Source organism: Streptomyces tricolor (genome assembly GCF_002155905.1).
Lineage (GTDB): Bacteria > Actinomycetota > Actinomycetes > Streptomycetales > Streptomycetaceae > Streptomyces > Streptomyces tricolor.
The window spans coordinates 15,223-28,135 of sequence record NZ_MUMF01000274.1 but is presented as its reverse complement, the minus strand read 5'-3'; the positions used below and the strand labels follow the sequence as shown (position 1 = coordinate 28,135).

The following is a 12,913-nucleotide window of genomic DNA, read 5'->3' as shown; positions in this document are numbered from 1 at the left end:
CGACGACGAAACCCGCACGGGTGGTGCCGGTGGGAACACGGACGCCGAAGGCGAAGCCGAGGCGGACCCGGCCGAAGCCCCCGGCACGCCCCGCAGCGCCGCCCTGGCCGCAGGCATCACCGCCGAGCTGGCCCGCGAGGAGGCCCGCGCCCAGCAGCACGCGGCCACCGCCGCCCGCAGCCAGGAACGCCCCCGCTGGGACGACAGCGACTGCGTCCTGCCCCCCTTCCCGCTGCAACCCCAGCGCACGGCCCGCGAACTGCTCGCCGACCACGTCACGGCGATGGTGTGCTGCGCGGCCGTCGACACCGCCGGCGCGGTCCCCGCCCTGGACTGGCTGGACGGCCCCTCCCTGCTGCTGGGCGGCGAGCGGGCCGCCGACCTCGCACCCAAGGTCCGCAGCCTGATCGAGGAGGGAGACCCGGGCCCGCTGCGCCACTGGCTGGCCGCGTCGGGCATACGCCCCGAGAAGCCCGTGAGACTCGTCTGACCCGGCCCCGAGCCGCCCCACGCGCCCCACCGCCGTAACGGAAAGACGACTTCCACTTCAGGTCAATTCGCAACGACTAGTGACCGAGCCCGTGCGTTATGTGATGTGCTGGGACCGACCACGCCGTTGGCAAAGGCACGCGACATAAGACAGCGCGGCCGAGCCCGCAGAGCGCACCGAGCACGGCGAGAACAGTGAGAACAGTGAGCACCACCTAGGCAGGCACGGGGGCCTGAGGGAGGGGAGCGACCATGGCCTCGGACCACATCAACCGCTGGGAGTCCGGAGCACTCGCGCACGCCGTCACGGACCCCTTCGGCCAGGGCCCGGTGCCCTGGCTACGCGGGAGCGAGACGTACTTCGGCGACACCGGCCAGGTCGTGCCGTGGTACGTCGACCCCAGCCCGCACCAGCTCGCCGGCGGCCCCGCCGCACGCGTCCCGGCGCCCCGGTCGGCCGGTGCCGGCCCCCGCGCGGCCGACGACGTGCACCGCCAGATCAAGGGCTTCACTTCCACCGGCGCGGTCGCGCCCGGCGAGGCGATCGACTTCCACATCACGGTTGACCCGCCGCAGGAGTTCGCCGTCGACATCTACCGCATCGGCCACTACGGCGGCGACGGCGCCGCCAAGATCACCACCAGCCCCCGGCTCTCCGGCATCGTCCAGCCCCCGCCGTTGGCCGCCGACCGCACGGTCTCCTGCCACCACTGGTGGCTGTCCTGGCGGCTCCAGGTGCCCTCCTACTGGAGCATCGGCGCCTATGTGGCCGTCCTCACCACCGCCGACGGCTACCGCTCCCACGTGCCGTTCACGGTCCGCGACGACCACCCCGCCGACCTGCTCCTGCTGCTGCCGGACATCACCTGGCAGGCGTACAACCTCTACCCGGAGGACGGCCGTACCGGCGCCAGCCTGTACCACGCCTGGGACGAGGAGGGCCGCCTGCTCGGCGAGGCCGACGCGGCCACCACGGTCTCCTTCGACCGCCCGTACGCGGGCGCGGGCCTGCCCCTGCACGTCGGCCACGCCTACGACTTCATCCGCTGGGCCGAGCGCTACGGCTACGACCTCGCCTACGCCGACTCCCGCGACCTGCACGCCGGCCGCATCGACCCCACCCGCTACCGGGGCCTGGTCTTCCCCGGCCACGACGAGTACTGGTCGGTCCCGATGCGCCGGGCCGTCGAGGACGCCCGCGACCGGGGCACCTCGCTGGTCTTCCTCTCCGCCAACACCATGTACTGGCAGGTGGAGCTGGGTCCGTCCGCGTCCGGCGTCCCGGACCGGCTGCTGACCTGCCGCAAGCGCAAGGGCCCGGGCCGGCCGGTGCTGTGGCGGGAGATCGACCGGCCCGAGCAGCAGCTGGTCGGCATCCAGTACGCGGGCCGGGTGCCCGAGCCGCACCCGCTGATCGTCCGCAACGGCGGCCACTGGCTCTGGGAGGCGACCGGCGCGCACGAGGGCGACGCGATCGAGGGCCTGGTCGCGGGCGAGGCGGACCGCTACTTCCCGCGCACCCCGCTGCCCGAGCACGACGAGCGGATCCTGCTCGCCCACTCCCCGTACACCGACGGCGACGGCGTCCTGCGCCACCAGGAGACATCCCTCTACCGGGCCCCCTCCGGCGCCTGGGTGTTCGCCTCCGGAACCTTCGCCTGGTCCCCGGCCCTGGACCGCCCCGAGCACGTGGACGCCCGGATCCAGCGCGCCACGGCGAACCTGCTCGACCGCATCTGCAAACGCGACTGACCCCCGGGCGCGCCCCATCGGCCCCATACGGGAGAATCGAGGCACTTGGACAGAGCCACGGGGAGGAACCGTGTCCGGATTCGTAGAAAAGCCCGAGCCGATCGAGGTTCCGGGCCTGGTGCACCTGCACACCGGGAAGGTGCGCGAGCTGTACCAGAACGAGGCGGGCGACCTCGTGATGGTCGCCAGCGACCGCATCTCCGCCTACGACTGGGTGCTGCCCACGGAGATCCCCGACAAGGGCCGGGTGCTCACCCAGCTCTCCCTGTGGTGGTTCGACCAGCTGCGCGACCTCGCCGCGAACCACGTCATCAGCACCGAGGTGCCCGAGGGCGCCCCGGCCGACTGGGCGGGCCGCACGCTGGTCTGCAAGTCGCTGAAGATGGTCCCGGTGGAGTGCGTGGCCCGCGGCTACCTCACCGGCTCCGGCCTGGTCGAGTACAACGAGTCCCGTACGGTCTGCGGCCTCGCCCTCCCCGAAGGCCTCGTCGACGGCTCCGAGCTTCCCGCCCCGATCTTCACCCCGGCCACCAAGGCCGAGGTCGGCGAGCACGACGAGAACGTCTCCTACGAGGAGGTGGCCCGCCAGGTCGGCGCCGAGACCGCCGCCCAGCTGCGCCAGGCCACGCTCGCCGTGTACTCCCGCGCCCGGGACATCGCCCGGGAGCGGGGGATCATCCTGGCCGACACCAAGTTCGAGTTCGGCTTCGACGGCGACACCCTGGTCCTCGCCGACGAGGTCCTCACCCCGGACTCCTCCCGCTTCTGGCCGGCCGACCAGTGGCAGCCGGGCCGCGCCCAGCCGTCGTACGACAAGCAGTTCGTGCGCGACTGGCTGACCTCGCCGGAGTCCGGCTGGGACCGCAAGAGCGAGCAGCCCCCGCCCCCGCTGCCGGAGCAGGTCGTGGCGGCGACCCGGCAGAAGTACGTGGAGGCGTACGAGCGGCTGACCGGCACCAGCTGGAGCTGACGCACGAGAAGGGCCCCGGTCGATGACCGGGGCCCTCACTGGAGCGGACGACGAGGCTCGAACTCGCGACCTCAACCTTGGCAAGGTTGCGCTCTACCAACTGAGCTACGTCCGCGTTGCGCCGTGGCGCGAGAGCAACTATACCCAACCTCGCGCCCGCGCGAGACGCACTGCCGCATGACGGTTCTCGGCACCGAGCTTCGTGACCGCCGAGGAGAGGTAGTTCCGCACGGTTCCCGGCGACAGCCCGGCCCGTTCGGCGATCTCCGCGACCGGTGCTCCGTCGGCCGCCAGCTCCAGCACCTCGGCCTCCCGCGCGGTCAGCGGCGAGTCCCCGGCGGAGATCGCGTCGGCGGCCAACTCCGGGTCCACATAGCGGTTTCCGGCGTGCACGGTCCGGATGATCTCGGCGAGCCGCTGGGCGCTGACGGTCTTCGGCACGAACCCGCGCACACCGGCCGCGAGCGCCCGTTTCAGATGCCCGGGCCGGCCGTGCCCGGTGACGATCAGCACCTGGCAGCCGGGCAGCTCGGCGCGCAGGGATGTGGCGACCTTCACACCGTCGGCGCCCGGCATCTGCAGATCCAGCACGGCCACATCGGGTTCGTGCGCCCGCGCCATCGCCAGTGCCTCGGGCCCGCTCGCCGCCTCCGCGACCACCAGCAGATCGTCCTCCAGGGACAGCAGCGCGGCCAGCGCGCCCCGGATCAGATGTTCGTCGTCGGCCAGCAACAGCCGTACCGGAGCGCTCACCAGTTGACTCCTCTCACATGCGACACCACGCTCACAGCGGTCAGGCGCGAGTGGCCGTCAGGGGCACTTCGGCCACGAGCCGGAACCGGTCCCGGCCGCCGTCGACGAGCCCCGCCTCCAAGGTCCCGCCCACGGCGGCCAGTCGTTCCCGCAGCCCGGCGAGCCCGGAGCCGCCGCCCCCGCCGGGCGTCACCGCACCGTCGTTCTCCACCGTCAGCACCGCTCGCCCCTCCAGCACCGCCAACCCCACCTGGCACCGGCCGGCATCCCCGTGCCGCAGCACGTTGGTGGTCGCCTCGCGCACCACCCAGCCGAGCGCGGACTGCACCTCGGCGGGCAGTCCGCCGGTGTCGGCGCGGACCTCGCAGTCGATGCCGGCCGCCGCCAGCACGCCCTGGGCACCGGCGAGTTCGGCACCGAGGTCGGCCTCCCGGTAGCCGCGTACGACCGCCCGCACCTCCCGCTGGGACTCCTGCGCGATGCGCTGCACCTCGATCATCTGCTCCACCGCCTCCGGCCGCCCCCGCCGGGCCAGTTGGACGGCCAGCTCGCTCTTGAGGGAGATCACCGACAGATTCCGGCCCAGCACGTCGTGCAGGTCCCGCCCGAACCGCAGCCGCTCCTCGGCGACCGCGAGCCGGGCCTCCACCTCCCGGGCGCGTTCCGCCTCCCACAGCACGGACAGCGTCCAGGCGCCGCAGCGGCCCGCGAGCAGTGCGAAGACCGCCTGGAAGGCGGTGATCGCCGCGGTCGCCAGCAGACCGAAACCGTTGCGGTCGGCGAGCCCGACGACAGCCGCGAGCAGGACCGTGAACACCGCCGCGCGGCGCAGGAACACCCTGGCCGGGACCGTGAGTCCGTACAGCAGCGCGAACGACAGCACCACGCCGCCGATCGCGAGCCGGACCGCCGGCGCGCTCGCCGCGTCCAGCCCGGCGAGCGCCACGATCAGCGCCAGCGCCAGCCCCAGCAGGGCGGCCGGTGCGCGGTGCATGCCGGCCGGCAGCGCGGAGCGCCCGAGGTAGTGGTCGAGCGCGGTCCTGGTGAGCCGGTTCGCGAGCGCGCACTGCGCCACCGCGGTCAGGGCGAGGAGGGTGCCGAGGGCGAGCGCCACGGGCCGGTGGGCGAGGCCGGCCGGCAGCTGGAGGAGCAGCCAGCAGCACATGATGAACCACACCGTGCAGTGCCAGGTGACGACGGTGTACAGCTCGACCCGCTCGGCCTTGCTGCGCTCCCGCCAGTGCCGCTGCTGCCAGCGCCGTATCCGCCCCACCATCCGCGCCCCCGTTCCTCAGCGCCGGGGCTCCCACCGGAACCACCGCCGTACAGCAAACACCGCCACCAGGGTCCAGGCCAGTGCGGTCGCGAGCGTGCCGAGAGCCTCGGACACGCTCAACTGGCCGGTCCAGCCCGCCCGGACGAGCCGGATCGCGGGGGACAGCGGGAGCAGCTCGCAGACGGAGGCGAGCTTCTCCGGCATGACCTCGGTGGGGAACATGATCCCCGAGCCGATCATCGACACGAACACCAGTGGCAGCGCGGTGACCTGACCGCTCTCCACGGTCCGGGTGAAGGAGGCGGTGAGCGCGGCGAGCGCGGCGCTCAGCACCAGCCCGGCCACCAGCCCCAGCAGCGTCAGGTACGGCGCCTTCGGCGCGCCCGCGTCCAGCAGCAGCGCGCACCCGGCGCACAGCAGCAGCGCCTGGGCGAGGCCCAGGGTCATGGCGGGCAGGGCGGTGCCGGTGAGGATCTCGGGGTCGGAGAGTTCGCCGGTGCGCAGCCGTTTGAGGACGAGTTCCTCGCGGCGGGCGACGTAGGCGTTGACGAGCGAGGTGTAGACGGCGAAGAGGAGCGAGAAGCCGATCGCGGCCGTGAGCATGGCCGCGCCGATGCTGATGCCCTGCTTCCGGAGGTCCATCTGGTCGAGCGCGGGCCGCACGCTGAACGGCAGCGCCAGCGGTACGACGAGCGCGGTGAACACCACTCCGCGGTTGCGGCCGAGGAGGGTCAGCTCGGCCCGCGCCAGTGCCCGCAGCCGCCGAGCGGAGGGCGCGAGGGTGCCCGGGGCCGGGCTGCTCATGCCGCCGCCCCCTGCTCCTGCGCGATCCCGAGGAAGGCCTCCTCCAGCGAGGCCGACCGCACGTCCAGGCCGCGCAGTTCGACGCCGGCCCGCTCGGCCCAGAGAAGGACGGCGGTGGCGGTCCGCTGGAGTTCGAAGGTGCGCAGCCGCACCACCCTGCCGTCGCTCTCGTGTCCGCAGACGCCGAGGTCGGTCAGGGGCGGCAGGTCGCCCAGGAACCAGCCGTCGGGCAGTTCGAAGGACATCCGGGAGGGGCGGCCGGCGGTGACCTCGGCCGGCGTCCCGGAGGCGGCGATCCGGCCCTCGTGCAGGATGGCGAGCCGGTCGGCGAGATCCTCGGCCTCTTCCAGGTAGTGGGTGGTGAGCAGCACGGTGGTGCCCGCCTCCCGCAGCCGGCGCACCAGCGCCCAGGTGTCCCGGCGGCCCTCCGCGTCGAGCCCGGTCGTCGGCTCGTCCAGGAACAGCACCTCCGGGTCGCCGAGCAGCGCGAGCGCCAGGTCCAGGCGCCTGCGCTCCCCGCCGGACAGCTGCTTGACCCGTACCGCGTGCTTGTCCGCGAGCCCGACCAGCTCCAGCACCTCGGCTTCCGGCCGGGCGCCGGTCGTGCACCCGGCCCACATCCGGGCGGTCTCCGCGACGGTCAGCTCGGCGGGGAAACCACCCTCCTGGAGCATCACGCCGGTGCGGGGCCGTACGGCGGCCCGCTCGCGGTAGGGGTCGTGGCCGAGCACCCGGACCCGGCCGCCGGCCGGTGCCGCGAGCCCCTCCAGCAGCTCGACCGTGGACGTCTTTCCGGCGCCGTTGGTGCCCAGCAGGGCGAAGATCTCCCCGCGCGCCACGGAGAAGGTGATTCCGCGTACGGCCTCGAACCCGCCCCCGTAGACCCGTTTGAGGTCGGTGACCTCGATCACGTTCTCGTGTCCGTGGGTGTGCATGACATCCAGGATCCCGGCGGACGGGCCGGGGCGGCAGTGCGCGGTGTCATCGCTCGGCATGACAAATGTCAGCGCGGCCCGGGACAACGAAAAAACCCCGGTCGCGATGACCGGGGTTTCCATGGAGCGGACGACGAGGCTCGAACTCGCGACCTCAACCTTGGCAAGGTTGCGCTCTACCAACTGAGCTACGTCCGCACTGCTCCCGATCGGCTCCCACCGATCGGTGCGAACACCAGCCTACCTGATCCACAGCAGTGGTCGTGTCGGCGGTGCAGAGCGGGTGACAGGAATCGCACACTGCGCCTTCCCCCTGGAAGGGGGATGTTCTACTACTGAACTACACCCGCATGTCCTCGGGATCCGGCCTTTCGGCCTCGCCCCTCGGCGTGTCCCAGACATTAGCTGATCAGCAGGGGGGTAGCGCAAGTCGGCTCCCCCTCGGGCCCCGTATGCCCCAAGTGCACGGTCCTCAGGGCCCCCTGACGGGCCCTGAGGACTCGCCCCTTCGCGGGCTCACTGCGCGGCGCTGAACGCCTCGTAGACCTTCTTCGGGATGCGTCCGCGGGCCGGGACGTCCATCTTGTTGGCCTGGGCCCAGGCGCGGACGGCCGCCGGGTCGGGGGCGACCTCCGTCTGCTTGTACGCCTTGCCGGACCGCGAGCGCTTGCGGCCGGCCTCGACGTACGGCGCGAGCGCCTTGCGCAGTTTCTCGGCGTTGGTTTCGTTCAGGTCGATCTCGTACGACTTGCCGTCGAGTCCGAAGGCGATCGTCTCCGCCGCTTCCGAGCCGTCGATGTCGTCAAAGAGAGTGACCACGACCTTTTGCGCCACGAATATCGGTCCCTTCGTGCGGCACGTCGTTACAGCTCAGCGCCGACGACGTGCCGAGTATCGGCTATTGCCAATTCATTTGTACAGTGCCCGGCAATGCAAAGTGAAGCCCGACTAAATCCGTCCGCGTGTCCGGGCGCAATAGGTGCCGACGGACGGACTGTGGAACTTTCCCAGAACTTTTCGCGGGCGTGTGGCTTCGACACCCGATCGTGATGCGCCTCACGTACTTTCCTCCAACTCTACCCGCGTAGAAATTTTGTGCGGGTAGTCTGAAGGAACCTGCTCAGCACCACACACCGGGAGTGCCAGTGGCACGCGTCGTAGTCGACGTCATGCTCAAGCCGGAGATCCTCGACCCCCAGGGCCAGGCGGTCCAGCGTGCGCTGCCGCGCCTGGGATTCGAAGGGATCTCGGACGTACGTCAGGGAAAGCGTTTCGAACTGGAAGTTGACGGGCCGGTCGACGAAGCCGCGCTCGCCCGGATCCGCGATCTTGCGGAATCCTTCCTCGCCAACACCGTGATCGAGGACTTCACGGTCCGGATCGACGAAGTCGCGGAGGCGGCCAAGTGACCGCTCGTATTGGCGTCGTCACTTTCCCGGGCACCCTGGACGACCGGGACGCCCAGCGCGCGATCCGTGTCGCGGGCGCCGAGCCGGTCGCCCTGTGGCACAAGGACAAGGACCTCAAGCAGGTCGACGCCGTGGTGCTGCCCGGCGGTTTCTCCTACGGCGACTATCTGCGGGCCGGTGCCATCTCCCGGTTCTCGCCGGTGATGGAGACCGTGATCGAGCAGGCGAAGGCCGGCCTGCCGGTCCTCGGCATCTGCAACGGCTTCCAGGTCCTCACCGAGGCCCACCTCCTCCCGGGCGCGATGCTCGGCAACGACCACCTCCACTTCATCTGCCGCGATCAGAAGCTGCGGGTGGAGAACGCGGAGACGGCCTGGACCGGCGACTACCGCGCCGGCCAGGAGATCCACATCCCGCTGAAGAACATGGACGGCCGGTACGTCGCCGACGAGTACACGCTCGACAAGCTGGAGGCCGAGGGCCGGGTCGTCTTCCGGTACCTCGACTTCAACCCGAACGGCAGCCTCCGGGACATCGCGGGCATCACCAACGAGGCGGGCAACGTCGTCGGCCTCATGCCGCACCCGGAGCACGCCGTCGAGCCGCTGATCGGTACCGGCCGTACCGACGGGCTCCCGTTCTTCACCTCGATCCTCAAGAAGCTGGTCAACGCATGAGCCGGACGCCTCTGGACACGGTCGAGCACGCGGCCGCGACCCCCGACGTCGAGCTGCCCTGGGCCGAACTCGGCCTGAAGAAGGACGAGTACGAGCGGGTGGTGGAGATCCTCGGCCGCCGCCCCACCGGCGCCGAACTCGCCATGTACTCGGTCATGTGGTCCGAGCACTGCTCGTACAAGTCCTCCAAGGTCCACCTGCGCCAGTTCGGCGAGAAGGCGCCGCAGAGCGACGCCCTGCTCGTCGGCATCGGCGAGAACGCCGGTGTCGTGGACGTCGGCCAGGGCTACGCGGTCACCTTCAAGGTCGAGTCGCACAACCACCCGTCGTACGTCGAGCCCTACCAGGGCGCGGCCACGGGTGTCGGCGGCATCGTCCGCGACATCATCGCGATGGGCGCCCGGCCGGTGGCCGTGGTCGACCCCCTGCGCTTCGGCGCGGCCGACCACCCCGACACCAAGCGCGTCCTGCCGGGCGTCGTCGCGGGCATCGGCGGCTACGGCAACTGCCTGGGCCTGCCCAACATCGGCGGCGAGGTCGTCTTCGACGCCTGCTACCAGGGCAACCCGCTGGTCAACGCCGGTGCCATCGGTGTGATGCGGCACGAGGACATCCACCTCGCGAAGGCCTCCGGCGCGGGCAACAAGGTCATCCTGTACGGCGCCCGGACCGGCGGCGACGGCATCGGCGGCGCCTCGATCCTGGCCTCCGAGACCTTCGACGACGCCAAGCCGTCGAAGCGTCCCGCCGTCCAGGTCGGCGACCCCTTCCAGGAGAAGCTGCTCATCGAGTGCACCCTGGAGGCGTTCCGGGAGAAGCTGGTCGTCGGCATCCAGGACCTCGGCGCGGCCGGCCTGTCCTGCGCGACCAGCGAGCTGGCGTCCAACGGCTCCGGCGGCATGCGCGTGACCCTGGACGACGTGCCCCTGCGCGACTCGACCCTGTCTCCTGAGGAGATCCTCATGAGCGAGTCGCAGGAGCGCATGTGCGCGGTCGTGGAGCCGGACAAGGTCGACCGCTTCCTGGAGATCTGCGAGAAGTGGGACGTCATCGCCACCGTCATCGGTGAGGTCACCGACGGCGACCGGCTGGAGATCTTCTGGCACGGTGAGAAGATCGTGGACGTCGACCCGCGCACGGTCGCCCACGAGGGCCCGACCTACGAGCGCCCGTACGCCCGTCCCGACTGGCAGGACGCCCTCCAGGCCGACGACGCGGCCAAGCTGCCCCGCCCGGAGACCGGCGAGGAGCTGAAGGACCAGGTCCTGAAGCTGGTCGGCTCGCCGAACCAGGCGTCGAAGCAGTGGATCACCTCCCAGTACGACCACCTCGTGCAGGGAAACACCGTCCTCGCGCAGCCGGAGGACTCCGGCATGATCCGCGTGGACGAGGAGACCGGTCTCGGTGTCGCGATCGCGACGGACGGCAACGGCCGCTACGCCAAGCTGGACCCGTACACCGGCGCCCAGCTGGCCCTGGCCGAGGCGTACCGCAACGTCGCCGCCACCGGCGCCAAGCCGCTGGCCGTCTCCGACTGCCTGAACTTCGGCTCGCCCGAGGACCCGGCGGTGATGTGGCAGTTCGCGGAGGCCGTACGCGGTCTGGCCGACGCCTGCCAGCAGCTCGGCACCCCGGTGACCGGCGGCAACGTCTCGCTCTACAACCAGACCGGCGAGGTCGCCATCCACCCCACCCCGGTCGTGGCGGTCCTCGGCGTGATCGACGACGTCGCCCGCCGTACCCCGGTCGCCTTCCAGGAGGAGGGCCAGCTGATCTACCTCCTCGGCGACACCCGGGAGGAGTTCGGCGGCTCGGCCTGGTCCCAGGTGATCCACGACCACCTCGGCGGCCTGCCCCCGCGGGTGGACCTGGAGCGCGAGCGCCTGCTCGCCGAGATCCTGATCTCCGCCTCCCGCGACGGCATGATCGACTCCGCGCACGACCTGTCCGACGGCGGTCTGGTCCAGGCGGTCGTGGAGTCGGCGCTGCTCGGCGGCAAGGGCGCCCGCCTGGTCGTCCCCGACGGCCTGGACGCCTTCACCTTCCTGTTCTCCGAGTCGGCCGGCCGCGCGATCGTCGCCGTGCCGCGCTCGGAGGAGGTCCGCTTCACCGACATGTGCGGCGCGCGCGGCCTGCCGGCCACCCGCATCGGTGTCGTGGACGGTGACGCGGTCGAGGTGCAGGGCGAGTTCACCCTGCCCCTGGCCGAGCTGCGCAAGGCGCACGAGGAGACGATCCCGGCGCTGCTGGCGTAACCGGGACCCCGCGCGGCCGACGGCCCCGCCCGCTCCGGCGGGCGGGGCCGTCCCGCGTCCGTACGCGGGCGCCGCCGGACGCCCCCGGCAGGCCCTCGGCCTGCCCGAACGGGGCTGAGGGAGCACGCGGTCAGGGCATAGGCTCACCGCCATGCCACCGGCCAAGAAGCGCGCCCGCAGCTACGACCCCGCCAAGACCCGAGCCGCGGTCCTCGCCCAGCTCGCCCACGTCCGGGAGGCCGTCCGCGGCCTCGACCCCGGGCAGCTCGCCCTGCCCACCCGGCTCGGCGACTGGACCGTACGGGACCTGATCGCGCACATCGGCATGGCGGCCACCGCGGTCCACCGGGCCCTGGAGCTGCCCGCCCCGCCCCGGCAGACCGTCACCGTGGCCGAGTGGCCGTCCGCCACCGGGCCGGGCGCCGCCGACATCGACGACCGCACGCGGGGCGTCACCGCCGACCACCCGGACCTCGACGCCTACCTCACCGACGCCGACCACCGCCTGCGCGTCCTGCTGGACGCACACCCCGGCAGCCGGCTGCTGGAGACCAACGCGGGCGCCCTGCCGCTGGCCGACTACCTGGTCACCCGCACCGTCGAACTCGTCGTCCACACCGACGACCTGAACGCCGCCGTCCCGGGCCTGGACGTGCCGTACGACCGGCAGGCCCTGGCCGCCGCCACCCGGCTGCTCGCCGACGCCCTGGCGGTCAAGGCGCCCGGCGGCTCGACCGAGGTGCGGGTGCCGCCGTACGCCGTCGTGCAGTGCGTCGAGGGGCCCCGGCACACCCGCGGCACCCCGCCCAACGTCGTGGAGACCGACCCGCTGACCTGGATCCGGCTCGCCACCGGCCGTCTGGCCTGGGCGGACGCGCTGGCCGAGGCGAAGGTCAGCGCGAGCGGGGAGCGGGCGGACATCGGCGGGCTGCTGCCGGTCATGTCCTAGCGGAACCCGGAACCGCCGGGGCACGTCGAATCCGTATGAACCGGTACAAGCAGCGCGTGACTCTGGCGGTGGCCGCCGTGCTCGTCCCGTTCACGGTGGCCTGCGGCGGCGAGACGGGGGACAGTGAGGCGGTGAGCGTCCGGCAACCGGTGACCGGGATCGACTGGCGGGTCGACAGCATCACCGTCGGCGGCACGACCCGGCAGGCGCCCGCCACCGCCCGCCTGCGCATCGACGACGACAAGGCGTCCGGCAACCTGGGCTGCAACCGGTTCAGCGCCCGCGCGACCGTGCGCGGGGACCGGATCACCCTCGGCGACCTGCGGACGACCAGGATGGCCTGCGGCAAGGAGCGGATGGACTTCGAGCGCGCCTTCGCCCGCAGCCTGACCACCGGCACGCTCACCGCCGAGCGCGACGCCGCGAAACTGACCCTCACCAACGGCGACGGCGACCGCGTCCAGCTCAGCCGCAGCGCCCCCGAATGATGTGCGACACCTCACTCACGGATACGACGAAGAAGTCCGCGACCGGCCCGTACCGCGCGCCCGAAACCCTCGGTATCCGCAGACGAACCGCCGTGACCAGCACAAACGTAGAATCCACCAAGGTGATCGACACCGGCCGGACCGGCACCGCCGCGC

General features: G+C 71.9%; 12 protein-coding genes, 3 tRNA genes and 1 pseudogene. 8 read left to right on the top strand and 8 right to left on the bottom strand.

Annotated elements, in window-relative coordinates:
* The 3 genes and pseudogenes from CCN44_RS20445 to CCN44_RS20430 all read left to right on the top strand — a co-directional run.
* Window positions 1-490: pseudogene (locus tag CCN44_RS20445) on the top strand (hypothetical protein); the annotation flags it as partial.
* 251 nt (window positions 491-741) lie between these two features.
* Window positions 742-2,241 (top strand): N,N-dimethylformamidase beta subunit family domain-containing protein, encoded by a 1,500-nt coding sequence (locus CCN44_RS20435; RefSeq protein WP_059249907.1) that lies wholly within the window; start codon window positions 742-744, stop codon window positions 2,239-2,241.
* A gap of 70 nt (window positions 2,242-2,311) precedes the next feature.
* Window positions 2,312-3,211: a phosphoribosylaminoimidazolesuccinocarboxamide synthase gene (locus tag CCN44_RS20430; protein WP_059249906.1), complete on the top strand. Its 900-nt coding sequence runs from the start codon at window positions 2,312-2,314 to the stop codon at window positions 3,209-3,211.
* A 39-nt stretch (window positions 3,212-3,250) separates the two neighbouring features.
* On the opposite strand, the gene CCN44_RS20425 is transcribed toward CCN44_RS20430, so the two are convergent.
* The 8 genes from CCN44_RS20425 to CCN44_RS20390 all read right to left on the bottom strand — a co-directional run bounded on the left by CCN44_RS20425 (window position 3,251) and on the right by CCN44_RS20390 (window position 7,813).
* Window positions 3,251-3,326: transfer RNA gene (locus tag CCN44_RS20425), tRNA-Gly, on the bottom strand.
* A gap of 23 nt (window positions 3,327-3,349) precedes the next feature.
* Complete coding sequence (locus CCN44_RS20420) at window positions 3,350-3,964, bottom strand: response regulator transcription factor (protein WP_059249905.1); 615 nt, start codon at window positions 3,962-3,964, stop codon at window positions 3,350-3,352.
* Window positions 3,965-4,004: 40 nt separating this feature from the next.
* A complete protein-coding gene (locus tag CCN44_RS20415) occupies window positions 4,005-5,240 on the bottom strand; it encodes a sensor histidine kinase (protein WP_086698499.1) in 1,236 nt (411 codons plus the stop codon).
* A 15-nt stretch (window positions 5,241-5,255) separates the two neighbouring features.
* On the bottom strand, window positions 5,256-6,044 hold the full coding sequence (locus tag CCN44_RS20410) for an ABC transporter permease (protein ID WP_086698498.1): 789 nt from the start codon (window positions 6,042-6,044) through the stop codon (window positions 5,256-5,258).
* The gene (locus tag CCN44_RS20405) at window positions 6,041-6,979 is read right to left on the bottom strand and encodes an ABC transporter ATP-binding protein (protein WP_086698500.1); all 939 of its coding nucleotides are present in this window, start codon (window positions 6,977-6,979) and stop codon (window positions 6,041-6,043) included. Before CCN44_RS20405 ends, CCN44_RS20410 begins: the two co-directional genes overlap by 4 nt.
* A gap of 122 nt (window positions 6,980-7,101) precedes the next feature.
* Window positions 7,102-7,177: transfer RNA gene (locus CCN44_RS20400), tRNA-Gly, on the bottom strand.
* A gap of 80 nt (window positions 7,178-7,257) precedes the next feature.
* Window positions 7,258-7,329 (bottom strand) — tRNA-Gly (locus CCN44_RS20395).
* Window positions 7,330-7,495: 166 nt separating this feature from the next.
* Window positions 7,496-7,813: a histone-like nucleoid-structuring protein Lsr2 gene (locus tag CCN44_RS20390; protein ID WP_059249902.1), complete on the bottom strand. Its 318-nt coding sequence runs from the start codon at window positions 7,811-7,813 to the stop codon at window positions 7,496-7,498.
* A 311-nt stretch (window positions 7,814-8,124) separates the two neighbouring features.
* On the opposite strand from CCN44_RS20390, the gene purS reads away from it, so the two are divergent.
* From purS to CCN44_RS20365, 5 genes are all read left to right on the top strand, one after another.
* Window positions 8,125-8,388 (top strand): phosphoribosylformylglycinamidine synthase subunit PurS, encoded by a 264-nt coding sequence (gene purS / locus CCN44_RS20385; protein ID WP_059249901.1) that lies wholly within the window; start codon window positions 8,125-8,127, stop codon window positions 8,386-8,388.
* Entirely contained in the window at window positions 8,385-9,065 is a 681-nt protein-coding gene (gene purQ / locus CCN44_RS20380) for a phosphoribosylformylglycinamidine synthase subunit PurQ (RefSeq protein WP_059249900.1), read from the top strand. The genes purS and purQ overlap by 4 nt, the downstream gene beginning before the upstream one ends.
* Window positions 9,062-11,320 carry a phosphoribosylformylglycinamidine synthase subunit PurL gene (purL, locus tag CCN44_RS20375; RefSeq protein WP_086698497.1) on the top strand — a complete coding sequence of 753 codons (2,259 nt, stop codon included), beginning with the start codon at window positions 9,062-9,064 and terminating at the stop codon, window positions 11,318-11,320. Before purQ ends, purL begins: the two co-directional genes overlap by 4 nt.
* A gap of 151 nt (window positions 11,321-11,471) precedes the next feature.
* Window positions 11,472-12,269, top strand: coding sequence for a maleylpyruvate isomerase family mycothiol-dependent enzyme (locus tag CCN44_RS20370; protein WP_086698496.1), 798 nt, complete (start codon window positions 11,472-11,474; stop codon window positions 12,267-12,269).
* A 56-nt stretch (window positions 12,270-12,325) separates the two neighbouring features.
* Window positions 12,326-12,757, top strand: a complete 432-nt coding sequence (locus CCN44_RS20365; RefSeq protein WP_237481918.1) for an META domain-containing protein — start codon at window positions 12,326-12,328, stop codon at window positions 12,755-12,757.
* Window positions 12,758-12,913: the final 156 nt, after the last annotated feature.